General features: G+C 72.0%; 20 protein-coding genes and 3 tRNA genes. 10 read left to right on the top strand and 13 right to left on the bottom strand.

The features are described from left to right. The first annotated feature begins 30 nt into the window (after positions 1-30). On the top strand, positions 31-375 hold the full coding sequence (locus HMPREF2833_RS05035) for a GNAT family N-acetyltransferase (protein ID WP_019309687.1): 345 nt from the start codon (positions 31-33) through the stop codon (positions 373-375). Positions 376-556: 181 nt separating this feature from the next. Next, positions 557-1,693 carry an aspartate-semialdehyde dehydrogenase gene (gene asd, locus HMPREF2833_RS05040; RefSeq protein WP_019309688.1) on the top strand — a complete coding sequence of 379 codons (1,137 nt, stop codon included), beginning with the start codon at positions 557-559 and terminating at the stop codon, positions 1,691-1,693. A gap of 71 nt (positions 1,694-1,764) precedes the next feature. On the opposite strand, the gene HMPREF2833_RS05045 is transcribed toward asd, so the two are convergent. The 8 genes from HMPREF2833_RS05045 to HMPREF2833_RS05080 form a co-directional block, all read right to left on the bottom strand. After that, entirely contained in the window at positions 1,765-2,172 is a 408-nt protein-coding gene (locus HMPREF2833_RS05045; protein WP_019309689.1) for a PGPGW domain-containing protein, read from the bottom strand. 52 nt (positions 2,173-2,224) lie between these two features. After that, on the bottom strand, positions 2,225-3,499 hold the full coding sequence (locus HMPREF2833_RS05050; RefSeq protein ID WP_019309690.1) for a UDP-N-acetylmuramate dehydrogenase: 1,275 nt from the start codon (positions 3,497-3,499) through the stop codon (positions 2,225-2,227). Between the two features lie 11 nt (positions 3,500-3,510). Beyond that, a complete protein-coding gene (locus tag HMPREF2833_RS05055; protein WP_019309691.1) occupies positions 3,511-3,993 on the bottom strand; it encodes a MaoC family dehydratase in 483 nt (160 codons plus the stop codon). Continuing rightward, positions 3,990-4,439, bottom strand: a complete 450-nt coding sequence (locus HMPREF2833_RS05060; RefSeq protein WP_019309692.1) for a MaoC family dehydratase N-terminal domain-containing protein — start codon at positions 4,437-4,439, stop codon at positions 3,990-3,992. Before HMPREF2833_RS05060 ends, HMPREF2833_RS05055 begins: the two co-directional genes overlap by 4 nt. Before the next feature lie 290 nt (positions 4,440-4,729). Beyond that, positions 4,730-4,803, bottom strand: a tRNA-Met gene (locus HMPREF2833_RS05065). A gap of 53 nt (positions 4,804-4,856) precedes the next feature. Beyond that, a tRNA-Thr gene (locus HMPREF2833_RS05070) sits at positions 4,857-4,928 on the bottom strand. A 544-nt stretch (positions 4,929-5,472) separates the two neighbouring features. Beyond that, positions 5,473-7,605 carry a DEAD/DEAH box helicase gene (locus HMPREF2833_RS05075; RefSeq protein ID WP_019309693.1) on the bottom strand — a complete coding sequence of 711 codons (2,133 nt, stop codon included), beginning with the start codon at positions 7,603-7,605 and terminating at the stop codon, positions 5,473-5,475. Positions 7,606-7,761: 156 nt separating this feature from the next. Beyond that, a complete protein-coding gene (locus HMPREF2833_RS05080) occupies positions 7,762-9,492 on the bottom strand; it encodes a DUF2079 domain-containing protein (RefSeq protein WP_019309694.1) in 1,731 nt (576 codons plus the stop codon). Between the two features lie 385 nt (positions 9,493-9,877). On the opposite strand from HMPREF2833_RS05080, the gene HMPREF2833_RS05085 reads away from it, so the two are divergent. Continuing rightward, complete coding sequence (locus tag HMPREF2833_RS05085; protein WP_029603158.1) at positions 9,878-10,873, top strand: DNA-3-methyladenine glycosylase family protein; 996 nt, start codon at positions 9,878-9,880, stop codon at positions 10,871-10,873. Positions 10,874-11,132: 259 nt separating this feature from the next. Further along, a complete protein-coding gene (locus tag HMPREF2833_RS05090; RefSeq protein ID WP_019309696.1) occupies positions 11,133-11,846 on the top strand; it encodes a VIT1/CCC1 transporter family protein in 714 nt (237 codons plus the stop codon). Between the two features lie 143 nt (positions 11,847-11,989). Here the strand turns inward: HMPREF2833_RS05090 and HMPREF2833_RS05095 are convergent, their stop codons facing one another. Beyond that, entirely contained in the window at positions 11,990-12,391 is a 402-nt protein-coding gene (locus tag HMPREF2833_RS05095; protein ID WP_029603159.1) for a thioredoxin family protein, read from the bottom strand. A 274-nt stretch (positions 12,392-12,665) separates the two neighbouring features. Beyond that, positions 12,666-12,747: transfer RNA gene (locus tag HMPREF2833_RS05100), tRNA-Tyr, on the bottom strand. Positions 12,748-13,131: 384 nt separating this feature from the next. Between HMPREF2833_RS05100 and HMPREF2833_RS05105 the strand changes: the two genes are divergently transcribed. Then, positions 13,132-14,013: a patatin-like phospholipase family protein gene (locus tag HMPREF2833_RS05105; RefSeq protein ID WP_019309698.1), complete on the top strand. Its 882-nt coding sequence runs from the start codon at positions 13,132-13,134 to the stop codon at positions 14,011-14,013. A 55-nt stretch (positions 14,014-14,068) separates the two neighbouring features. Continuing rightward, positions 14,069-14,560: a YajQ family cyclic di-GMP-binding protein gene (locus HMPREF2833_RS05110; protein WP_019309699.1), complete on the top strand. Its 492-nt coding sequence runs from the start codon at positions 14,069-14,071 to the stop codon at positions 14,558-14,560. Positions 14,561-14,738: 178 nt separating this feature from the next. On the opposite strand, the gene htpX is transcribed toward HMPREF2833_RS05110, so the two are convergent. Both htpX and HMPREF2833_RS05120 read right to left on the bottom strand, forming a co-directional pair. Beyond that, positions 14,739-15,635, bottom strand: a complete 897-nt coding sequence (htpX, locus tag HMPREF2833_RS05115) for a zinc metalloprotease HtpX (RefSeq protein ID WP_019309700.1) — start codon at positions 15,633-15,635, stop codon at positions 14,739-14,741. A 155-nt stretch (positions 15,636-15,790) separates the two neighbouring features. Beyond that, positions 15,791-17,500, bottom strand: coding sequence for a sigma-70 family RNA polymerase sigma factor (locus HMPREF2833_RS05120; protein ID WP_050899433.1), 1,710 nt, complete (start codon positions 17,498-17,500; stop codon positions 15,791-15,793). Between the two features lie 532 nt (positions 17,501-18,032). On the opposite strand from HMPREF2833_RS05120, the gene HMPREF2833_RS05125 reads away from it, so the two are divergent. After that, positions 18,033-18,506, top strand: coding sequence for a Fur family transcriptional regulator (locus HMPREF2833_RS05125; RefSeq protein ID WP_035885120.1), 474 nt, complete (start codon positions 18,033-18,035; stop codon positions 18,504-18,506). Between the two features lie 47 nt (positions 18,507-18,553). Beyond that, a complete protein-coding gene (locus HMPREF2833_RS05130; RefSeq protein ID WP_019309702.1) occupies positions 18,554-20,077 on the top strand; it encodes a catalase in 1,524 nt (507 codons plus the stop codon). Between the two features lie 241 nt (positions 20,078-20,318). Here the strand turns inward: HMPREF2833_RS05130 and HMPREF2833_RS05135 are convergent, their stop codons facing one another. Beyond that, a complete protein-coding gene (locus HMPREF2833_RS05135) occupies positions 20,319-21,686 on the bottom strand; it encodes an SseB family protein (RefSeq protein WP_019309703.1) in 1,368 nt (455 codons plus the stop codon). 362 nt (positions 21,687-22,048) lie between these two features. On the opposite strand from HMPREF2833_RS05135, the gene HMPREF2833_RS05140 reads away from it, so the two are divergent. Together HMPREF2833_RS05140 and rarD are read left to right on the top strand one after the other, a co-directional pair. Continuing rightward, positions 22,049-23,503, top strand: a complete 1,455-nt coding sequence (locus tag HMPREF2833_RS05140) for a DUF6882 domain-containing protein (RefSeq protein ID WP_029603667.1) — start codon at positions 22,049-22,051, stop codon at positions 23,501-23,503. A gap of 50 nt (positions 23,504-23,553) precedes the next feature. After that, a complete protein-coding gene (gene rarD, locus HMPREF2833_RS05145) occupies positions 23,554-24,492 on the top strand; it encodes an EamA family transporter RarD (RefSeq protein ID WP_019311217.1) in 939 nt (312 codons plus the stop codon). Positions 24,493-24,610 lie beyond the last annotated feature (118 nt).

A 24,610-nucleotide genomic window follows, 5' to 3' on the forward strand; every position in this document is an offset into this window, starting at 1 on the left:
TCCCACACACACCGAGCGGAGGAGTCCCCCGTGAGCGACGAGAGCACACCGAGCACCGTCACGAGCCCTGAGCTGAAGATCGTGCCCAACCACGACGACTCCCGCTACGAGCTGTGGGACGGCGGGCAGTACATCGGCTTCCTGGGCGTGGAGGTGCTCCCGGACGGCACCGTGGACCTGCAGCACACCATCATCTCCGAAGCCTTCAGCCGACAGGGCTACGCCCGCACGCTCGTGACCCGCGTGCTGGACGAGTACCGCGAGCGCGGCACGAAGGTGCGGGCCACGTGCAGCTACGTGCGGGACTTCATGGACCGCTTTCCGTCCTACCGGGACCTGCTGGCCACCACGCCGGACCCGCGCGCCGAGGGCTGAGCCCGGCCCCGTGGCGTGGCGGGCCGGGAGGTCGTGGCCGGGTGCGCGCGGAGCAGAGGTGTGCGGACGGGGCGGGGGCGAGCGGCGCCGTGGTGGGTTGCTCACTCGTGGCCGGGGACGAGGCGTCGACCCTCGTCCCAGCCCCGGACCGGGCCCACGCCTCCTGGCTAGACTGGGCGGCATGACTTCACACCCCGCCGCCGTAGGTTTCATCGGTTGGCGCGGCATGGTCGGCTCCGTGCTCATGGACCGCCTGCGCGCCGAGAACGACTTCGCGGAGCTGGACCCCGTGTTCTTCTCCACCTCCGCCGCTGGGGAGCCGGCACCGGAGATCGACGGTCTCGGAGACACCGGCACCCTGCAGGACGCCCACGACCTCGAGGCGCTCGCCAAGCTCCCGGTGCTCGTGACCACGCAGGGCGGGGACTACACCACGGCCGTCCACGGAGCCCTGCGAGCCGCCGGCTGGGACGGCATCTGGATCGACGCCGCCTCCACGCTGCGCATGGACGACGACGCCGTGATCGTGCTGGATCCCGTCAACCGGGACGTCATCGACGCCGCCCTGGACCGCGGTGCGAAGGACTTCGTGGGCGGCAACTGCACCGTCTCGTGCATGCTCATGGGCCTGGGCGGGCTGTTCCGCAACGGGCTGGTGGAGTGGGCCACCTCCATGACCTACCAGGCGGCCTCCGGCGGCGGCGCCCGCCACATGCGCGAGGTGCTGCGGCAGTTCGGGGACCTCAACGGCACCGTGGCCGAGCAGCTGTCCGATCCGGCGTCCGCGATCCTGGAGATCGACCGCGCCGTGCTGGCCGCCCAGCGCGGCGGGGAGCTGGACACCACCCAGTTCGGAGTGCCCCTGGCGGGTTCGCTCATCCCCTGGATCGACGCGGACCTCGGCAACGGCCAGTCCCGCGAGGAGTGGAAGGCCCAGGCGGAGACCAACAAGATCCTGGGCCGCTCCGGGGACGCCACCATCCCCGTGGACGGGCTGTGCGTGCGGATCGCCGCCATGCGCTCCCACTCCCAGGCGCTCACCCTCAAGCTGCGCGAGGAGATCCCCGTGCCCGAGATCGAGCGGCTCCTGGACGAGGACAACGAGTGGGCCACCGTGGTGCCCAACACCAAGGAGGACACCATGAGGGACCTCACCCCCGTGGCCGCCTCCGGTTCGCTGCAGATCCCCGTGGGTCGCATCCGCACCCTGTCCATGGGACCGCAGCACGTCTCCGCGTTCACCGTGGGGGACCAGCTGCTGTGGGGCGCGGCCGAACCCGTGCGCCGGATGCTCAAGATCGCCCTCGGGACACTCTGAGACAGCGGGGTTCCGTCCGGCTGCGTGGCCGTCACGACGGCGGCCCCTCGTCAGTGCCGCGGCTGCCCTGGTCACTGGCCTGTCGAGGGGTCCGTGGCACGCATGTGCCGCGGCCCCTGCTCCCACCCGTGCGGCTTGTCCCGTGCCCGCCGGTAGCGCCACTCGGCCACGAGGTTGGACCACCAGCGCCACATCCGCAGTGCCGCCCGCTTGATGCGCATGTTGAGCCGGTGCGCCCACTCGAACTCCGTGCTCCAGATGCCCAGCCCCAGGAAGATGAACAGCCACCCGGGCCCCGGGGTCACGAGCATCACGAGCCCCGCGAGCGCGAACACCCCGCCGAGCACGATCACGATGCCCTTGTGCAGCACCCGCAGCACGGGGTGCCGTTCGGAGAAGGCTCGCAGCCGCAGGACGGCGTCGTGCACCCGCCCGCCACGTTCACCGCGCTCGATCTCCTCGTGGAGCTCGGAGCTCACGACAGCACCGCCCGGGGCTCGGAGAACGACGCCGCCGCGGGGCGCGCGCATCTCACAGGGACAGCCCCAGCAGCACCGGTTCGGGTTCCAGGCGCACCCCGAACACCTGCTCCACACCGCGCTGCACCGCGCGGGCCACTGCTGCGACGTCCTCCCCGGTCGCCTCCCCGCGGTTGGTCATGGCCAGGGTGTGCTTGCTGGACAGGGACGCCCGGCCCCCGGCAACGTCCTCCCCGGCCAGGTTCAGCAGCTCGTTGCGTGTGCCGGGCAGCCCGAAGCCCTTGCCGAAGCCCGCGTGGTCGATCAGCCACGCGGCGGAGAACTTCACGGCGCCCTCCACGGTGCGGCCTCGTGCATCCAGGACCGGGTACCGGGGGGCGTCCGCCGGAATCCGGTCCGTGAGCTCGTGCTCGGGCACCACGGGGTTCGTGAAGAAGGAGCCCGTGCTGAAGGTGTCCCGGTCCTCGGGATCCAGCACCATGCCCTTGCCTGCCCGCAGCCGCAGGACGGTGTCCCGCACGGTGGTCAACGGGGCACGCTCCCCCACCTCGACACCCAGAGCGGTGGCCAGCTGCGCATAGCGCACGGGCGTGGAGTCCTCACGCCGCTCCAACCGGAACGTCACGGAGAGCACCACGTACCGCGGTGAGCCGTGGTCCGTGCTGCGCTTGAGCAGGGAGTCACGGTAGGAGAACTCGAGGTCCTCGAACGAGAACGTGCGGCTCCGCTGCTCCTGCCGGTCCCACACGCGCACCCGCACGATGTTCTGCGAGACCTCCGAGCCGTAGGCGCCCACGTTCTGCACCGGGGTGGCGCCCGTGGTCCCGGGGATCCCGGCGAGCGTCTCCAGCCCGGCGAGCCCGCGCTCCACGGTGTCCCGCACGAGGTCGTCCCACGGGTGTCCGGCCGCGGCCTCCACGAGCACGGAGCGCTCGTCCGCGGCGTCGCCACCGGTCTCGGTCCCGGTCTCGGTCTCGGCGCCACCGTGGGCCGGGGGCAGATGCTGGGCGGCGCCGTGGTGGGCCCCGCCGTGGGGAGATGCTCCGGCCGGCTCGCGGGCGACGTCGTCAGACGGTGCACTGCCCGCCGTGCGGCGCGGGTCCGTGACCGTGAAACCCCGGGTGCCCACGAGCACCACCGTGCCCTCGAACGGCTCGTCCGAGGCGAGGATGTTGGACCCCCCGCCCACGATCAGCACGCGCTCCCCCGCCTGGTCGGCGCGCGAGACCGCCGCCACGAGCTCCTCCTCCGTGCTGGCCTCCACGCAGCGGGAGACGGGGCCGCCCACGGCCGTGGACGTGAGCTGGGAGAGTCGCGGTGCATTCATGGTGGTCAATCCTAGTGCGGGAACCTCACGACGGCCTGGGCCTTGACGAGCACCTTGAGCGCCGTGGCGGTCTCCGGCTTCGCATCGGGGTCCGAGAGGTCCGGGGCGGTCACCGTGAGGTCCACGCGCGCGGTGCGCGCCTGCGGATCCACGGCCCCGACCACACCGCTGACCGACAGCGCGGTGCTCGGCTCGACCGCCGTGCCGTACGCGTTGGGAACCACCACGGGCTTGGTGAAGCGGGTCTGGTAGTCCACCACGGCACCCGGGTCACCGGCCCACTCGGTCACCAGCCCCACGGCCACGCCCATGGTGAACATCCCGTGGGCGATCACGTTGGGCAGACCCACCGACCGGGCGAAGTCCTCGTTCCAGTGGATGGGGTTCATGTCCCCCGAGGCTCCCGCGTAGGCCACGAGGTCCGCGCGGGACACCTCGATCCGGCGCTCGCCGATCTTCTGGCCCTTCTCCAGGCTCTCGAACTCCACGCTCACTGGTCCTCTCCTCGTACGAGCAGCGACGACACGGTGGTCGCCACCTTCTCCCCGTCCACCGTGGTGACCTCCACGCGTGACGTCACCATGGCCCCCGTTCCCAGCGGTCGCACGGCATCCACCGTGACCGCCGCCGTCAGCTCGTCCCCCGCCACGACGGGCCGGTGGTGCGTGAAGCGCTGGTCCGCGTGGACCACGCGCGAGAAGTCGATCCCGGCCTCGGGGTCGTTGACCAGGGCGGCGTCGGCCCGCTGGGACACGACGATCGCGAAGGTGGGCGGGGCCACGAGGTCCGGGTAGCCGGCCGCCTGCGCGGCGGCGACGTCGTGGTGCACGGGATCCGTGGCCTTCACAGCGGTGGCGAACTCACGGATCTTCTCGCGGCCCACCTGGTACGCGGGGATGGACGGGTAGGTGGTGCCCACCACGTCAGGGGATACGGCCATGGTCTCCTCGATTCGACGGACGGCTTTCCGCCCAGCCTATCGGCCCCTCCACTCCCCGGTCCGCCGACGACGCGTGGCCCGGGACGGTGCACTCGCGCTCGTCAAATGCAGGGCTTGGCCGACGACGGCGCACCGGGTACATGTCACCGAGGCCCGGGCACCGGGGGTGGTGGCCCGGGCCCCGCACCCTCCCGCGTGCACGCATGCACCGGACATCCACGGCGCGGGACCAGCGGCGGAGCCGGACACGGAAAAGGCGCCGTTCCCCGAGGGGAACGGCGCCTGAACGGTAGCGGTGGACGGGCTCGATCCGTCGACCTCACGATTATGAGTCGTGCGCTCTAACCAGCTGAGCTACACCGCCACATCATGGATGAAACCCGCGGTTCACAAGGTTCCGCAGGTTGTCATCATGAGAGCCCCGACCGGGAATCGATCCCGGGACCTCCATCTTACCAAGATGGCGCTCTACCACTGAGCTATCGGGGCAACGCGGAATACTCTAACAGCATCTCAGCGCGATGCACAAAACGGCTCTGGCCCCTGAATCACGCGACGCGTGCCCGCCCACAGCGCCGGTGAACCGGCCCGCGCAGGGCGGGGGGCGCTGGTCGTCGCAGGTGGCGATCAGGGCGGGGATGGCCGGCGCAGGGGTTGGGCGCCACAGGCGGCGCCCGATGCGGAGGGTGGCAGGCGCGGAGGGTCGCCGATGCGGGGGGGGTCGCCGGCGCGGAGAGTGGCCGATGCGGGAGTCGCCGGCGCGGAGGGTCGCCGGCGCGGATGCTGCCAGGTGGAGTAAATGCAGCACCGAGCCCCGGTTTCTGCACTAACGGAGCAAATGCACACCCTCAGGCGGGCGGGTAGGCACCCCACCACCCAGCCCCGGGGGCGGGTGGACCCCCATCGTCCAGTCCCGGGGGTCGAGTGGCCGCCCCACCACCCAGTCCCCGCACGACGCGCGGCCCCTCACCCCACCGGGGATCCTCCGAGGATCCGCCGGGGTGTGAGAGGCCGCGCGTCAGTGGTGGTCGGATCAGCGTCCGGAGTAGCCGCCGTTGGTGCGGCCGTAGCTCTTCTTGCGGGGGCGGTCCTGGTAGGAGGAGCCACCGCCGCGGGGACGCCCGCCACCGCGGTCGTCCCGGTACCCGCCGCGGTCGTCGCGGTAGCCGCCACGGTCACCACGGTCGTCCCGGTAGCCACCTCCGCGGTCGTCCCGGTAGCCACCACGGTCGCCCCGGTACCCGCCGCGGTCGCCACGGTCGTTGCGGGGTCCGCGGTCACGGTCCCCGCCGCGGAACCGGTTGCCGCCACCGCTGCGGGCACCACCCGGTCCGCGGTCCTCCTGGATGCGGATGGGAGCGCCGTTGATCTGGGTGTTGGAGAGCTTGTCGAGGGTGCCCGCGGGCAGGTTCTCGGGCAGGCCCACCAGGGTGAAGGTGGGGCGGATGTCGATCGCACCGATCTGCGAGCCGTTGAGCCCGCCCTCGTGCGTGAGCGCACCCACCACGGCACCGGGGACCACGCGGTCGCGGTGGCCCACAGCCAGCTTGTAGGTCTTCATGCCGGCCTCGTCACCCGGGGAGCGCCGGCTGCGGGGGCCGTCCCCGTCCTTGCGCTCGCGGTCGCGCTTGCGCTGCGGCACCTCGGGGAGGTCATCCACGAAGAAGGGGCGGCCGTTCTGCGCAATCACGGCCAGGGCCGCGGCGATCTCCACGGCGTCCACGTCGTGCTCGGCCTCGTAGCGCTCGACCATCTCGCGGAACAGTCCAAGGTCCTCGGACTCGATGGTCTCCTCGATCTGCCGGGCGAAGTTGTCCTTGCGGGTCTGGTTGACCTCGTCCGTGGTGGGCACGCGCATCTGCTCCACGGGCTGACGGGTGGCCTTCTCGATGGCGCGCAGCAGGTACTTCTCGCGCGGCGTCATGAAGAGGATGGCCTCCCCCTTGCGCCCGGCACGGCCGGTGCGCCCGATGCGGTGCACGTAGGACTCGGTGTCGTGGGGAATGTCGTAGTTGACCACCAGGGAGATCCGCTCGACGTCCAGGCCACGCGCGGCCACGTCCGTGGCCACGAGGATGTCGATCTTGCCGTCGCGCAGGGAGTCCACGGTGCGCTCGCGCAGGTTCTGCGGGATGTCGCCGTTGATCGCGGCGGCGGTGTAGCCGCGGGCCTTGAGCTTGTCCGCGATCTCCTCGGTGGCGGCCTTGGTGCGCACGAAGACGATGACGCCGTCGTAGTCCTCGACCTCGAGCACGCGGGTCATGGCGTCCAGCTTGTGGGGGCCCATGACCTGCATGTAGCGCTGGCGGGTGTTGGTGCCCGTGGTGGTCTTGGCCTTGACCGTGATCTCCTTGGGATCGCGCAGGTACTGCTGCGCGATCCGGCGGATGGCCTTGGGCATGGTCGCGGAGAACAGCGCGACCTGCTTCTCCTCCGGGGTCTGGGCCAGGATCTTCTCCACGTCCTCGGAGAAGCCCATGCGCAGCATCTCGTCGGCCTCGTCCAGGACCACGTACGCGATGTCGTCGAGCTTCAGCGAGCCCTTTGAGAGGTGGTCGATCACGCGACCGGGCGTGCCCACGACCACCTGCGCGCCGCGCTTGAGCCCGGCCAGCTGCGGGCCGTAGGAGGAGCCGCCGTACACGGGCAGGACGGTGAAGTCCTCCAGGTGCGTGGCGTAGGAACCGAACGCCTCGGCCACCTGCAGCGCAAGCTCGCGGGTGGGGGCCAGCACGAGCACGCGGGTGCTGCGCTGCGGACCGTGCAGGTCGGAGAGCTCCGCGAGCTTGGACAGCGCGGGCACGGCGAACGCGGCGGTCTTGCCGGTGCCGGTCTGGGCCAGGCCCACGACGTCCCGGCCGCTGAGCAGCGCGGGGATGGTGGCGGCCTGGATGGGGGAGGGGTACTCGTAGCCCACCTCGTCCAGGGCCGCCAGCACACGCCCGTCCACGCCGAGCTCGGCGAACGTGGGCAGCTGGGGCTCCTCGGAGGGCGCCTGCGCCGCCTGGGCGGAGGGGCTGTCGACGCCGCCCGGCTCGGTGGCGGGCGTTGCGTCCTGGGCCGCGGCGGCGGCGTCGTCGGCGACGACCTCGGTCTCCCCGGGCGCGCTTGCGGGGGCGACGGTCTGGGCGGTCGTGTGGTCTTCGGGGGTGGATTCAGTGGGCACGGAAGAACCTCGCTTGGGTGGAATGGAGTGACTGACACCGGTGCGAGCGGAACCTCCGCTGAAGTCCTGGACCGACATGCCGGAGCGGCGAAACGGTGGATTGAGGACATGAGACCGGGATGATGACACTCCAGCCTACCGCACGGCGTCCCCGGATCAGCCCTCCAGGCGGGCCACCACGATGTTCTGCTCGTCACTCACCACGGTGTACCGGGCGCCGTAGACCTGGCCCGCGTACGCCGCCACGTCCTCCGGGGGTGTGCTCCCCCAGGTCTCGCTGGAGCGGTCCAGGACCACGTACTGGGGGTCGGGATCCTGCCCGTTGCCTATCCAGTGCACGTCCGCGCGGCTCACGAGGGCGTTCATGAGGGAGAGGTCCGTGGCCACGCTCGCGCCGGCGGGGATCTCGGCCACCGCCGTGGTCTTCGCGTCCGCGCGGGGGTCGGGCCGCCACGCCTCGGGAGAGGCCAGCCGCGCGAGCGGCAGCTGCGTCCCGACCGCGAGCGCGACGAGCAGGGCGCACCACGGGGCAGCCGCGGCCACGGCCCACAGCGCGGTGGCCTCCGCCCGGCCCCGGCGTTGCGACCGTGCGGCCCGCGAGACCAGGCGCTGCTGCGCCCGCACGGAGTCCCCGCGCAGCCGGACCACGGCGTCCACGAGCGACACGAACACCACGGGCATCAGGACCGCGCTGTAGTGCCACCCCGCGCCCCAGTAGCCGTCGTTCGGCGAGAGCATGCGCCACGCCAGGGTGGGCAGCGCCACGAGCGCAATGGGCGAGCGCACCGCCACCACCGCACCCGCGAGCAGCAGCAGCACCCAGGTGCCGAGCTTCTGCGCGGGCACCACCTGCAGGATCACCGCGCTCGCGGGGTCCCGCAGCAGGCCCGCCAGGTCCAGCTTGTCCGCGTACGCGAACTCGCCCGCGGGGTTCAGCGCGGGCAGCACCACGCCCACCGCGAGCGCCGACACCAGCACACCCCACACCACGAGCGCCGCTCCACCCACCACGGCCGGGTCCCGCAGCGACATCCGCGCCCCGCTCCCCCGCTCCCGGCGCACCGGGGACGACGCCGCCCGGTCCGGTTCGTGTCGTGCCCCCACCAGGTCACGACGGGAAGCCGCAACCTCCCAGCTCGGCCCACCCCCGTCCGCTGAGGTGGTGGGCGCCGTCGGGCGGGAGGGCCGCGCGCAGAAGGCGTCCCAGCGGCGTCGTAGTCCGGGGAGCCGGTGCCGCACCGCAGGGCGTGCGGCGTGACCGAGCATGAGCGCTCCCACGGCGGCCACTGTGAACCCCAGGTCCTCCTTGACCAGCGCCACCGGCGCGCACCACAGGGTGGCGGCGAGCCAGCGACGCTCGCGCAGGGCCCAGAGACCCGTGGCGAGCAGGGGCACGGCGAGCGCGATCTCGTGGAACTGCACCGCCACCGCGTTCTGCAGGCCGAAGCTCAGCGCGTACGCCACACCGATGGCGGCTGCGGGAGCCGGGTGCATCGCCCGCGCGGCGCAGCGCGTGATGACGGCTGCGGACGCCCCGAACAGGACGTTCTGAACAATCATGGGGGTCAGCGCGGAGGGGAACAGCGCGTACACGGGGGTCAGGACGATCAGCAGCGGGTGGAAGTGGTCCCCCAGCAGGTTGAAGCCGTCCCCCTTGATATCCACCACGGGCCCCTCGCCTGCCGCGTAGGAGGACAGCAGCTGCGTGAAGATCGCGTTGTCCCACGAGGGCACGTCCCAGCGGATCCACTGGCTCCAGGACAGCGCGCAGTACAGGGCCGTGGCCAGGGAGCCCACCAGAACGGGGAGCAGCCACGCCCAGTGGGCGCCCCGCGTGCCGCGAACGGGCGGTGCTACCGCCGGGACTGCGGGATTCTGGCGGTCCAACGGTCCTCCGTCCGGGGGTCGAGGGCGCCGGCCCGTGGGGGACGGGACAGGCGGGGCCATGGCACGGCCGGCCCGCCGTCGCTGGGCCGAGCCGAGTGGAACGGGGCCGTGCTCTCAGCGCGCGGCCCCGGACGAGCGCCATCGGCCGGGAACGGCGGTTGTCGGCGCCTGCCACGCAGACTACCGGCAGCCGGAGCGCCGCTCGGTGAACGCAGTCGCCGTGACGACCGGGCCGTGCCGGACTCGTGCCGCGTCTGCGACGTGATCGGCGGAACCGGTGGGGAGACCGCGGCCAGACGTCGGCCCGGCGCGGACGCCGGAGGCAGTCTTCTCCCGGAGAGCGGGACCGCGCACGGTGTCGGAACCCGGTGGCATCATCGCCCCCATGACCACGGAGGTGACCACGCGCGGCGCGGGGACGGAACACGCGCCCGCCCGGTGGCGCTGGACCCCGCGGGGACCGCTCCACCTGGGGCAGACGCTGCGCGTGCTCGGTCGCGGTGCGGAGGATCCCACGTGCCGGGTCCTCGGCGAGGACTGCGTGTGGATCACCACCCGGTGGAACCGTCTGCCCGTGAGCGCGCGCTTCACCCGGCCCGCCGGTGCGACCGGAACGAATCCCCTGGACCGCGACGTCCTGGTGGAGGCCTGGGGTCCCGGTGGCGAGGGGTGGCTGTCCACCGCTCCCCGCTGGGTGGGCCACGAGGACTCGTGGGAGGACTTCGACTCCTCGGCCGCGTTCTCCGAGCTGCCGCATGCACTGGTCCGGGCCCGGCACGAGCACCCCGGCCTGCGGCTCCCGTCCGCCGGGAACCTGCTGGAGCGGGCCGTGGTGGCGATCCTCGAGCAGCGGGTGACCGCGATCGAGGCCGTCCGTGCGTACCGGGCGCTGCTGCGCTGGAACGCCGAGTCCGCCCCCGGGCCCGCTCCGCACGGAATGCGTGTTCCGCCCACACCGGAGCAGTGGCGGCGCACACCGTCCTGGCAGTGGCACCGCGCCGGGGTGGATCCGGCGCGCTCGGCCACCGTCATGCGCACGGTGCACCGGGCCGCCGCACTCGAACGCCTCGCCCTGGATCCCGATCCTGCGCGGGTGCGCACGGCGCTGCAGAGCATCCAGGGGATCGGTCCGTGGACGGCCGCGGAGATCACGCAGTGCACCCACGGGGACCCTGACGGGGTGAGCGTCTACGACTACCACCTGGCGAACTACGTGTGCTGGTTCTTCGACCGCGCACCGGGCTCGGACCAGCGGATGCTCGAGCTTCTGGAACCCTGGCGTGGCCACCGCCAGCGCGTGGTGCGGCTCATCAAGGCCAGCGGCCACCGCAAGCCGTCGTTCGGGCCGCGGTTGAGTCCGCAGGACCACCGGCACCACTGAACCGCGGGAACGGCGGGAACCGGAGTCATGCGAGGCGGCACCGGCGCTGCGAGCGCCCTGGGGCGACTGGTGCGACGGGAACCACCGGCAGGTCTGACAGGGAGGACGCCTTCCACGCGGGTGACCGTGCGTGGTCACGGCACGACGGCACCCGTGCCGCCCCTGCCGGGGGACAGCCGGCACCGCACGCCGTGGCACGCCGTTGAGGTATGCCTGGCCTGCGTAGAAGTTCCCCCGAATCCGGAGCACACTTGCTGGCATGTCACAGCACACCATGGCAGAACCCCATGCCGAGAAGTCCGGGGACCGACTCAACAAGCTCCGCGCCGCCGTCCTGGGCGCCAACGACGGCATCGTGTCCGTGGCCGCCACCGTGGTGGGCGTGGCCGGCGCCACCGCGGCCACCGGCCCCATCCTGATCGCGGGCTCGGCGGCCGTGATCGGCGGCGCCCTGTCCATGGCGCTGGGCGAGTACGTCTCCGTGTCCAGCCAGAAGGACTCCGAGGAAGCACTCATCGAGAAGGAGAAGTGGGAGCTCCAGGAGATGCCGGAAGCGGAGCTCGAGGAGCTCGCGGAGCTCTACCGGGAGCGGGGCCTGAGCGAGGCCACCGCCAAGCAGGTGGCGATCGAGCTCTCGGAGAAGGACGTCCTGCGGGCACACCTGGATGCGGAGCTGGGCATCGACCCGGATGACATCGTGAACCCGTGGTCCGCCGCGATCTCCTCCGCCCTGGCGTTCTTCCTGGGGTCGCTGCTGCCGATGCTCGCGATCCTGCTTCCGCCGCCGGAGCTGCGGATCCCCATCACGTTCGCCGCGGTCCTCGTGGCGCTGGGCCTCACGGGCACGCTGGGCGCCCGGCTCGGCAAGACACCGCACGTGGCGCGCGCCGCCGTCCGCGTGGTCGTGGGTGGCGCCCTCGCCCTGGGTGCCACGTTCCTGATCGGCTCCCTGCTGGGGGTCTCGGCGGCCTGACACGCCGCGCTGCACGACGCCGCCCGGGCCCGCAGCGCCCCGGCGCACGACGAGGGCGGTTCCCCGTGCTGGGGAACCGCCCTCGCCGTGTCTGTGCCCCGCGTCCGCGGGGCCGGATCCGCGCAGTGCTGCGCGGGCCAGGATCAGTTCTGCGGAGCCTCGGGCTCGGCCGCGGACTCAGCCTGTGCCGCCTGCTTCTCGACCTCTGCCCGGACCTCGTTCATGTCGAGGTTCTTGACGGCCGTGATGACCTCCTCCAGCGAGGAGGCGGGGAGCGCTCCCGGCTGGGAGAACACGAGGATGCCCTCGCGGAACGCCATGAGGGTGGGGATGGAGGAGATCTGGGCGGCGGCGGCCAGGCCCTGCTCGGCCTCGGTGTCCACCTTGCCGAACACGATCTCCGGGTTCTTCTCGGAGGCGGACTCGTAGGTGGGTGCGAACTGCTTGCAGGGGCCGCACCAGTCTGCCCACCAGTCCAGCAACACGATGTCGTTGTCGGAAATGGTCTGGCCCAGAGTGTCCTGGGTGATGTCAACGGTAGCCATGGTCTCCACCATAGGAGCCGCCCCCGAGGGTCTCCAGACCGTTCACTGGTGGCACAAGGAACGCCTCCCGGGCGTGTTGCAGGGGCACGCACCTGACCCTGGCGGCTCGTGCGGCAGACGCGGCGGTGCGCACCACCGGTGGCGCGGCCCACCCGAGCTCACGGCCCCACCCACCACCCGCCGATACTCCTGGAACGCCCCCGGCACGACGAAGGGGCTCCCCGGATCCAGTGATCCGGGAAGCCCCTTCGTGATGTCCAGGACATGTCCTCGGTGGCAGGTGAGGGATTCGAACCCCCGTAGGCATTGCCAGCTGATTTACAGTCAGCCCCCTTTGGCCGCTCGGGTAACCTGCCGAGACGCCCTGCGCACGCGGCGATACCGCGCGGCGAAGCACCTCAACAGTACACGGGGAGCGGTGCGGGCCCAAAATCGCGGGTGGTGGCCCCGTCGGCGCACCGTGCCCGGTTCCCGGTCAGCCTCCCGGCCAGAGCGAGCGGCTGCCGCGCACCGGATGCGGCCACGGATGCCCGCCCGGCGGACGCCGCGCGAACCACGCCCACGAAGGGCGCCACGGGAGGACCCGCCGCCGAGTAGCACGGGCACCACCCAGATGCCAGGGACCCAAACGGTTGACCACAACTGATCAGCAGCCTGATCATGGACGAGCAGACAACCACACCCGGGCCCGACCCCCTCCAGAGGAGGGTGACGGACCCGGGACAGGAAGGCGAAACACCATGAACACCACAACCTCCCCCTCTCGTGCCATCGTCCTGGGCGGCGGCGGCTCCGCCGGCATCGCGTGGGAGAGCGGACTGCTCGCCGGACTGCTGGAGGCCGGAGCGGATCTGGGAGCGGCAGACCTCGTGGTCGGCACCTCCGCGGGCTCCGCGGTGGCCGTGCAGCTGCGCGCCGGCGGTCTCCAGCTCGACGCCCTGCGCGCCGAGATGGGCCCCGGTGCCAGCAGCGGGCGGTCCACTCCCGACGACGCCGCACCGGCCTTCGACGCCGAACAGTTCATACAGCTGATGGGCGAGGCCGCGCAGCGCGCCACCACGCCCGAGGCGGGACGCGCGACGATCGGGGCCCGGGCGGCGTCGGCCACCCCCGCGATGACCGAGGAGGCGTGGCTCGCGCGCATCGGGGGCATGCTGCCCGAGCAGTGGCCGGCGGGGCGCCTCGCGCTGACCGCGGTGGATGCCGGCACCGGGGAGTTCGTGGTGTTCAACGCGGACAGCGGTGTGCCGCTCGAGCGGGCCGTGGCCGCGAGCTGCGCCGTTCCCACGGTCTTCCCGCTCGTGCACGCGGGGGACCGCGCCCTCATGGACGGAGGCATGCGCTCGGCCACCAACGCGGACCTGGCCGCTGGCTTCGACCGGGTGCTCGTGGTCTCGTGCAACCCCGAGCCGCCCACGAGCCCGTTCGGCCCCACCCTCGACGAGTCCCTGCGGTTGATCGAGGAGACCGGTGCCGCTCTGCACGTCACGGCGGACGAGGCCAGCCACCGGGCGTTCGGGATGAATCCGCTGGATCCGGCGCGTCGGATACCCTCGTTCGAGGCCGGTCTCGCGCAGGCGCGTCAGCTCGCGGACCGGGTCACAGAGTTCTGGAACGCGTGAGCACACGGCCTCGCGCGCTCCGCCGATCGCACCGGAACAGCCGAGGAGCAAGAGCATGGCATCAGAGTCGTCGTTCGACGTGGTCAGCAAGGTGGACAAGCAGGAAGTGGCGAACGCCCTGAACCAGGCGCAGAAGGAAGTGGCCCAGCGCTACGACTTCCGCGGTGTGGGCGCGGACATCGACTTCTCGGGCGAGAAGCTCCTCATCAAGGCCAACTCCGAGGAGCGTGCCCAGGCGGTGCTGGACGTGTTCCAGTCCAAGCTGGTCAAGCGCGGGATCTCCCTGAAGTCCCTGGACGCGGGTGACCCGTACGCCTCCGGCAAGGAGTACCGGATCGAGGCCTCCATCAAGGAGGGCATTGCCCAGGACCAGGCCAAGAAGATCACCAAGCTCATCCGGGACGAGGGTCCCAAGGGCGTCAAGGCCACCATCCAGGGCGACGAGCTGCGCGTCTCGTCCAAGTCCCGCGACGACCTGCAGGACATCATCTCCCTGCTCAAGGGCTCGGACCTCGAGGTCGACCTGCAGTTCGTGAACTACCGCTGAGCTCACGCGCGAGGGGCCGGGACGGATTGCTCCGTCCCGGCCCCTCGCGCGTTCCGGGGAGCGGTGCTCCCGGCATCTCCGCTCCCCTGGACGGGACCCTGTCCGACGCCGCCTGGCTCGGCGCGCGCCGTCCGCCGGTTCACGACGACGCCGCCGCACCGCCCCGGGGCGCGGAGGCTCAGCGTCCGCCCGGGCGCCCGCCGTTGCGGGCCATGTTCTCGAGCCGCGCCACACGGTCGTCCGTGGCGGGGTGGGTGCGGAAGAGCCCGGTGACCGAGCCGCCCCGGAAGGGGTTCGCGATCATGAGGTGCGACGTGTTGACCACCTTCTGGTCGGCCGGGTTCATGGGCCGCTGGGAGGCGCCGCCCTCGATCTTGCGCAGCGCAGAGGCGAGCGCCAGGGGGTCACCGGTGAGCTTCGACCCGTCCTCGTCCGCGTCGTACTCGCGGGTGCGGGAGATGGCCAGCTGGATCACGGTGGCGGCCAGGGGCGCCAGGAACGCCATGAGCAGACCCACCAGGGGGTTGCCGCGGTTCTCGTCGCCGCGCCCGCCGAAGATCGCCGCGAACTGCAGCACCTGGGCCGCCGAGGTGATCAGACCGGCCACCGCGGCTGCCACCGAGGAGGTCAGGATGTCCCGGTTGTAGACGTGCATCAGCTCGTGGCCCAGCACGCCGCGCAGCTCGCGCTCGTCGAGCAGCTGCAGGATGCCCTCCGTGCAGCACACCGCGGCGTTCTCGGGGTTGCGGCCCGTGGCGAAGGCGTTGGGGCTCATGGTCGGGGCGATGTACAGCCGGGGCATGGGCTGCCCGGCCTTCTGGGACAGCTCGTGCACGATCCGGTACATGGCCGGGGCCTGCTGCGGCGTCACGGGAACCGCGCGCATGGAGCGGATCGCGAGCTTGTCGGAGTTCCAGTAGCTCACGGCGGTGCCGATCAGACCCATCACCGCGAAGACCATGATGAACACGGAGTTGCGGGTGGCCCCGGAGATGGCCCAGCCGATTCCCAGCAGGACCGCCCACATCCCGCCCAGGAGCAGGACGGTTTTCAGGCCGTTGAAGTGACGGTGCATCAGGTGGTTCTCCTCAGTGTCGGGGGTCTCTGGATCAGGAGGCCGTGGGTGGCGGCGCCGCGGATCCCGGGGGTCGCGACCGTGGGGTCCTGGATCTCGGACTGCGCTGCGGTGCCGCTCGGGGGGCGGTGACGGGTGGACCGGGTGCCGGTGGGTCAGTGGCTGACCCAGGGGAAGCAGATGAGCTCCCCGTTGAGCCCCAGCACCCAGCCGCACTCCTCGGTGGGTGAAAGAGACGGCGTGGCGCTCGGAGCCGTGGGTTCGGGTGAGGGCTCAGCGGTCACCGACGGCGCGGGGGTGGTCACCGTGGGGTCCGGTGTGTCCGCGAGATCCTCGGTGGCCTCCAGGGACCGCGCGCCGGTGGGTTCCAGGGGCGGCACGACGATCGGCAGGCTGCTCGCGGGGGTCGGCAGCAGGGGACTCTCCCCCGGCACGAACGGCGCTGGGACCACCGGGGCCTCGCTCTGCGGGAGTCCGGGGGCCGGTGCTCCCGGCCCGCCACTCGTCCCGGGCTGCACCTGCGCGTCTGCCTGGCCCTCGGGTTCCACGGCGCCTTGCTCCCCGGAGTCCCCCGTCGTCCCCGAGGCGCCGGGGGCGGGTCCCTCCGAGGCAGCACCGACCGAGCCGGGCTCGGCGGTGGACTGAGCGCTGCGCACGGCATCGGGCGATGCCGACGCACTCGCGGCCGCGGGAGCCGCCTCCTGCGACTCGTTCGTCCAGGCCACGATGCCCGCCGCGGACGCGGCCAGGACGAGCGCAGAAACCGCCGCCACGACGAGTCCGGTCCCCGAGCCCGCGACCACGGCAGTCCCTCGCGCGGGTGCCGCCGCGACCCCCGAGCCGCCACTCGCCGACGCACCCGCGGGAGCGCCCGCGGGATGACCGACGGCCGTGCCGGCCCCGCCGAGGCGACCTGCACTGCCGGCACCCGAGGACGCGGCGACCGTGGGCGCGGAGGCCGGGGCTGCGGCGTCGTGCACCCCGGGCAGCGGGGCCGCGCCCGAGCCGACGCCCAGCAGGGGCAGCCCGGCCAACGAGTCCGCGAGGCGGCCGCCCGCACCACCCCACAGCGGCAGCGCGGCGAGCACGGGAAGCACCCAGGCCCGCATTCCCAGACCCAGGTCCTGCAGCTGGAGGTACTCGGCGGTGCACCGGCAGCACTGGTCCAGGTGCTCCTGCACGGCCCGAGTGCGGGCGGGTGTGAGGGAGCCGCGGGTGAAGGCACCCAGCTGCGAGGCGTACCGCTCGCAGTCCTCCAGCGCCTGCGCGGAGACGTGCTCCTGCACGTACGCGGCGCGCAGCCCTTCACGGGCACGTTTGCCCAGCGCGGACACGGCGTTCGGCTGCACGCCCACCACCGGAGCCACCTGACGGGGCCGGCGCTGCTCCACCTCGAGGTACCACAGCACCTCCTGCCACCGCTCGGGGAGGGAGGCGAAGGCCCGGGCCACCACGGCGGCATCCACCTGGCGCACCACGGAGTCGTCGAAGAGCTCCACACGGTCCAGCGGTCCGTCCGGCTTCGGGTCCTCCGGACGCGTGCGGGTGAGGTCGTTGGCGCGGTCCGCGGCCAGCCGCGACACCGCCGTGACCACGTAGGCCCGGAGGAACTCGCGCGGGCCCTTCCCCTCTCGAAGGAGCGCCAGCACCCGCGTGAAGGCCTCGGAGACCAGGTCCTGGGCGTCGGCGTCGTTGCGGGAGTGCATGCGGGCCACGGCCAGTGCGGCGCCGCGGTGGCGTTCGTAGAGCTCGCCGAAGGCCGCGGTGTCCCCCTCGCGCACGGCACGGAGCAGCTGCTCGTCGCTCGCGGGGCCGGTGGCCTGGGCCGAGGGACGTCCGGAATCCGGGTCTGCTCTGTGGGGCATGACTCTCTCTGACGACGCGCGGTGGGATCCCCACCATTGTGACAGCCGCCGCTGGGAAGCAGCAGACCGTCGCCTGCATGACAGGTGGGCTCCGTGCGGTGCCGCGGTCGGGGGCGGAACCAGCCCCCCGCCGGTCCCGCCCCCGTCTCCTAGCACCGCTCTCTTTCCCCCGGTGCCGGGCAGCCCACCCGGCGAAGAGACGCTCTCGCCCGCCGCGTGCCACGTAATGCGTCCCCGTACTGACCGTGGCACCGGCTCGTCGGTCCCAGAGCGATCGGACCGTCCGGAATCCGGCGCAGCCCGCACCGGATTCACTGTGTAGACACCCGGTTCCACGGATCGTGACGCGAGAACCAGAAAAAAGTTTTCCGGCCCTCGCTGGGGGCGCCGCACGCCTCCCCCGAGTCCGCACTGCCCCCGTTTGGTCGACCTGCGCGCAGGGGTGGCGCATCCCCCGCCGTGGCGCGGCGGACCGCGGGTAAGGGTGCACTAACTATTGTGAATAGCTCAGAATAAGGTTAGAGTCGTGCCCATGGAGACCACCGCCGAGATCGCACCGCATCCCTCACGGGACGCGTGGACCTCGCATCTGCGCTCGCACGGGCGCAGGGTCACCAAGCAGCGTCTCGCGGTGCTCGACGCCGTGGACGCCGTGCCGCACGCCACCGCGGAGGAGACGGTCAGGCAGGTCCGATCGGTCCTGCCGAACATGTCCGTCCAGTCCGTGTACGTGGTCCTCGCGGACCTCGCGGCCATCGGCATGGTGTCCAAGTTCGAACCGCCCGGTTCCCCGGCGCGGTACGAGATCCGCACCGGGGACAACCACCACCACGCGTACTGCATCCGCTGCGGAGTCATCCGCGACGTGCCGTGCGCCGTGGGGCACGCGCCGTGCCTCACGCCCTCGCAGGACCACGGCTTCGAGCTGCTGTCCGCCGAGGTGGTGTACCGGGGCATCTGCCCGCAGTGCCAGCAGGCTGCTGCGGCGGCGGACCTCGAGGCGTAGCACGTCACCACTTCCCGTCGGATCCCATCCATCACCCAGGAGGAATCATGTCTGACACCACTCCCCATGAGCACGGACTGCGCAAGACCGGTTCGTTCACCACCAGCCAGGAGGGCCTGCCGGTCCCCACGAACGCTGACGCCCACTCGCTGAGCGTCGGCGCGGACGGCCCGATCGTCCTGCACGATTCCTACCTCGTCGAGAAGCTCGCCGCGTTCGACCGCGAGCGCGTGCCGGAGCGCGTGGTGCACGCCAAGGGCGCCGGTGCCTTCGGTGAGCTCGAGGTCACCGAGGACGTGTCCCAGTACACCAAGGCCGCCGTGTTCCAGAAGGGCACCAAGACCCCCATGCTGGCGCGCTTCTCCACCGTGGCCGGCGAGCAGGGCTCCCCGGACACCTGGCGCGACCCCCGCGGCTTCGCGCTGAAGTTCTACACCACCGAGGGCAACCTGGACATCGTGGGCAACAACACCCCGATCTTCTTCGTGCGCGACGGCATCAAGTTCCCGGACTTCATCCACTCGCAGAAGCGCCTTCCCGGCTCGGGCATGCGGGACAACACCATGCAGTGGGACTTCTGGACCCAGTCCCCGGAGTCCGCCCACCAGGTGACCTACCTCATGGGCCCCCGCGGCATCCCGAAGACCTACCGCCACATGAACGGCTACGGCTCCCACACCTACCAGTGGAGCAACGAGGCCGGCGAGCGCTTCTGGATCAAGTACCACTTCATCTCCGACCAGGGCACCGAGGGCCTCACCGGTCCGGAGGCCGAGGAGATCGCGGGCAAGGACGCGGATGCGCACCGCCGCGACCTCTACGACTCGATCGAGAAGGGCGACTTCCCGTCCTGGACCATGTACGTGCAGGTCATGCCGTACGAGGACGCCAAGACGTACCGCTTCAACCCGTTCGACGTCACCAAGACGATCTCCAAGAAGGACTACCCGCGCATCAAGGTGGGCAAGTTCACGCTGAACCAGAACCCGCTGAACTACTTCGCGCAGATCGAGCAGGCGGCGTTCTCCCCCGGCAACACCGTTCCCGGTGTGGAGATCTCCCCGGACAAGATGCTGATGACCCGCGTGTTCTCCTACCCGGACACGCACCGTCACCGCATCGGCGCGAACTTCGCGGACCTGCCCGTGAACTTCCCGTACCGCTCGGAGCAGAACTCGTACTCGCAGGACGGCCCCATGCGGTACACGTTCAAGCACCCGAACCAGCCGGTGTACGCGCCCAACACCCAGGGCGGCCCCGTGGCCGGTGCCGGTTCCGCGGTGGCGGACAACATGCGCTGGGAGTCCGACGGCGACCTGCTGCGCACCGCGGCCACCCTGCACTCCGAGGACGACGACTTCGGTCAGGCCGGCACCCTCTACCGTGAGGTCTTCTCCGACGAGGAGAAGGCGGAGACGGTGGAGAACATCGCCGGTCACGTGGGTGACGTGATGGACGAGACCATCAAGGAGGCCGCGTTCCAGTACTGGGAGAAGGTCGACCCCGAGCTGGGCCGCCGCGTCCGCGAGGCCGAGGCCCGCAACTCCGGTTCGGACGCCTACGGCATCTGATCCGTCCCGGTGACCCGGCGCTGCGGCGCCGCTGATCCACAGGCCCCGTTCCCGCTTCGGCGGGGACGGGGCCTGTGGTGTGCCCGGGTTCCCGTGGCCGACGCCGCGGCCGACCCCTCAGGGGCCCGGTCCTCTCGCGGAGCGTCAGGGACCGGCACGGAACGTCCGCGGGTCTCCATGCCGTTCGCGGAGTTCGTCGGGGCGCACTCCGCCGGGCAGCCCGACGCCGCGTGCCCGGGTTCTACTCGGTGTCCTGCGTCCCGGTGCGCTGCTCCTCGCGCTGCGTCACGAGCTCGAGCATCTCCTTGAGCTGCTCGGTGGGCAGGGTGGCCACGGGTGCCATGGCATTGAGGCACACGGCCGCGGCGCCGCAGTCCACGGCGAACTGCAGGATCTGGCGGGCGGGTGCGGAGCGCACCGTCAGGGCGGGGTCCAGGGCGGCGACCTCCGCGGCGGAGGTGAAGACCAGGAGGGTGTCGGGTGCCGCGCCCTCCTGCTCGGGCTGGACCATCACGGGCACGGCGTCCTCGCCGTGGTCCCGGGTGCCGAGCATCAGGTGGGCGTCCGGGTTGAACAGTGCACCCAGCACGTTGGCCATGTTGCCGCTGACCAGGGCCTGCTTGAGGGGCTCGTTCTGCGGGGAGCTGCCCACCCACTCGACCTGCTGCCGGGAGATCCGGGTGGCGTGCGCGGAGGCCGGGTCCACCACGATCTCGTCGTACTGCCCGTCCTGGACCACCATCTGCACCATGGCGCTGGCCCGCTGGCGCAGCAGCACCGGTTCCTGCAGCTCCTCGTTCCGGTTGCTGCGCGTGAACATCTCACGGGCCTGGTCCGCGCTGGTGTAGACGGCCAGCGCCCGGGAGCCGTCCGGCTGGTTCACGGTCTGCACGCGGATGTGGGAGTCCGGGCCGATGGGCTGGCCGTCCTCCCCCGGGACCATGTCGGACCCGGAGACGTCCAGCAGCACCGTGCCCGCCAGCGCCTCGCGCAGCACTCCCGCGAGCGACCGGTCCCCCGGTGCCTCGGCGTGCGCCTGCGCCGCCGCCCGCAGCCGGGGGTGCACGTCCCCGTGGCTCTCGTCCTCCGCGGGATCCGCGAACGGGAGGCTGAGACCCGCGGCGTCCGCGAGCTCCACGGCCCACAGCGGCACGTGCTCCTGGGTGCGGGGGAACTGCGTGAGCTGGGCGAGGACGTCCTGGGCGGTGTAGGAGCCCTCCTGCGCGTACGTGGCGGGCATCTGCTCGAAGTCGTAGGTCGCGTTCGTGCGCAGGGTGGGTTCGGGCCAGCCCTGCGCGGCGATCATGAGGGACATGGTGAGCCAGCTGCCGCGCCCGGCCACCCAGCAGCTGCGCTGCAGCTCCGAGAGCAGCTCCAGCACGGGGCTCTGCTCCTTGATGGGCCCCGCGGCGCCTGGGATCACCGCGCCCTCCCGGTTCTCGATGACCCGCAGGTGCACGCGCCCACCCTGCGGCTTGAACTCCACGAGCATGGAGTCCCAGCCCGGATCGGTGCGCAGCACGGACATCACCCACTCGCCCACCTGGGCCACGAGCTCTCGCTCGGTGCGGGTCGGAGGGGTCGGGCCGGACTCGGGTGCGGAGCTCATGTTCTCGTCAGTGTCCCTTCGGCCCGGTGTCGCCGGGCCAGTCTCGTCACGGGCGTGCGCGGGACTCCCGGTCGGTGGTCCGGGCCGCGTGGCCCCCAGCCTAGCCAACGTGCGCGGCGTCACCCCGGCGGCGTCGTGTGCCGCGTCCCCCGGTGCGCGCGGGCGGCGCGTCCCAGCGGGCCCGAGCCCCGGCCCACTGGTGGCCCCGCTGCACGACGACGCCGCCGCGCCCGGCGCGCGCCCGCCCCCCCCCGTGCGGCCCGGGCGCCCCGATCCTCGTGCGGCCCCGTCCGGCCCGCGCCCAGCGTTCCGGCAGGGCGGGCCGGACGGTGGGACCCCGCACCAGTTGTTAGCCTGGGACCATGACGAAAACTTTGCAGGAGCTGATCGACGAGTCGATCTTCATCTCCACCGAGTACCAGGCAGTGCTGGCCGAGCTGTCGCAGGGTGCGGATTGGGACGTGGACTTCTCCGCGCCGTCGTTCACCCTGCAGACCACCCCGCCGGTCACCCTCACGCCCTACCTGCTGGGCACCGAGTCCGCCGCCCGCGGGACGTTCGTGTGGTGCTGGCAGGAGCTGGGCCACTTCAACCCGCAGGTGGTCTCCGCCGCGGTGCAGGCCAAGCAGGCCGGGGAGCGCCACGAGATCGCGGAGCTGAGCACGGCGGAGCTGCCGCTGCAGGAGGGGCTCGCCCGCCGGGTGACCCTTGCGGCCAAGGCCGTGACCGGTCTCTACGCCCACTACCCCGCACGCGCCGGTGGCAACATCACGGCGTGGCTGCTGCTGGACGGCCAGCAGTTCGAGCTCCCGCGGCTCACCGAGCAGCGCATGATGCAGGTGATCGGGGAGTCCCTCACCACGGACACCGCCGTGGACCACAACCTGGCCGTGGCCAGCTACGCCAAGCTGCGCGGCGCCCACGTGGAGTGGGACACGGACGCCACCTGCGTGGTCACGGTCCACGACGGCGCGCAGCGCTTCTGGTTCGACGACCACCAGATCACCGGCGTGGAACCGGCCGAGCCCTCCGTGGGCGAGGACGAGCTGCGCGAGCTCGAGCGCCAGGCGCAGACCCACCGCGAGGCTCTGGTCCAGGACCGTCAGGCCGCTGTGGCCCAGGCGGAGCGTCTGGGTGAGCAGCAGCGCGCGGAGGCCGCGGAGCGCAAGCGGCGCGAGCGGGAGGAAGCCGCCGCGGCGTCGTCGTCCGCGCCCGCAGCCCAGCCCACGGACGAGGAGCCGCTGCCCACCGAGCTGTCCCCCGAGGACATCGAGGCGCCGGAACCCGAGCAGCCCGCCGGGGACGTGGCCGTGCCCGCGAGCCAGGTGCGGGACGCGGACGCCCCGTTCGACCAGGAGCCCACCGGGCCCGCCGAGCCCGGCCGCGTGGAGACCACCGTGCTGCCCGGCCACCAGGAGGAGACCCTCACCGCCGGACCGCAGGCCTCCCCGCACCCGGACACCACCGCCATGTCGCGGATCCCGGATCCGGACCTTGCGGCCGGCCAGCCCGGGACCGCCGGGGCGGAGACCCACGGCGGGCTCGACCGCGAGGACGACGTGCGCACCGAGCGCGAGAGCGTCACCGTGTCCGAGGAGCGCGTGGTGTGCGAAGACGCCTCCCCCGCCGGCCCGCGTGAGGCCCACGTGGAGCGCGAGGCCGTGGTGACCCGCGAGACCGTGGCCGGGCCCGAGGCCGCGGACGACGACATCTCCGCGCCCGCCGTGGTGGACGGCGAAGAGGTCGAGACCAACGAGCAGACGGAGCGCAAGGGCAAGAAGAAGCGCGGTTTCCTCAGCCGTTTCTTCGACCTGTAGGCCCTCCCTCCGCGTCCTGCACGCCCGACCACCGGCGGTAGGATGCTCCGGTGAGTGATGAGATGACACCCGGCCCGGGACCCGACCAGCACCGTCGGGCCCGGGCCGGAGTCGGTTACGGGTTCGGCGCCTACGCGATCTGGGGGCTGCTGCCGCTGTACTTCGTGCTGCTGGCGCCCGCCACACCCTACGAGATCGTGGCCCTGCGGGTGGTCTTCTCGCTGCTGTTCTGCCTGGCCCTGCTCGCGGTGACGGGCGGGCTGCGGCAGTACCTGCGGGTCTTCCGCGACCGCCGCGCCGTCCTGGCCCTGGGCGCCGCCGGCGTTCTGATCGCCGGGAACTGGTTGCTCTACACCGTGGCCGCCACCACCGGGCACACGCTGGAGGCGTCCCTGGGGTACTTCATCAACCCCATCGTGGCCATCCTGCTGGGCGTGCTCGTGCTGCACGAAAAGCTGCGGCCCCTACAGTGGGCCGCGATCGCCGTGGGAGTGGTGGCGGTGCTGGTGATGTCCGTGTTCTACGGCTCCGTGCCGTGGCTGTCCCTGGGACTCGCGTTCTCCTTCGGCTTCTACGGTCTCGTGAAGTCCCGGCTGGGCTCCCGGTACCCGGCCCTGGTCACTCTGGCCGCGGAGACCACCATGATCACCCCGCTGGCCCTCGTGGCCGTGGCCGTGCTCGGGGTGCAGGGGCAGACCACCCTGCTCTCCGAGGGCGCCGGGCACTTCCTGCGGCTGCTCTCCGCGGGTGTGATCACCGCGGTCCCCCTGCTGCTGTTCGGCGCCGCCGCCTCCCGCCTGCCCCTGAGCACCGTGGGCATGATCCAGTACGTGGCCCCCATCGGGCAGTTCATCCTGGCCACGGCGGTGTTCCACGAGGCCATGCCGCCGGAGCGGTGGGCCGGTTTCGTGCTCGTGTGGATCGCGGTGGTGCTGCTCGTCCTCGACGCCGTTCGCGCACCGCGTGCCCCGCGGCTGCCCCGCCGCTGAGCTCTCGCCGGAAGACGCTGCGGCACCCCGTCGCGGCGAGCCCGCGGCCGAACCGCCCCCGGGGACGACGAAGGCCACTCCCGGAGATCTCCGGGAGTGGCCTTCGTGCGTAGGAGGG

The organism is Kocuria sp. HMSC066H03 (assembly GCF_001812045.1).
Taxonomy (GTDB): Bacteria; Actinomycetota; Actinomycetes; order Actinomycetales; family Micrococcaceae; genus Kocuria; species Kocuria rhizophila.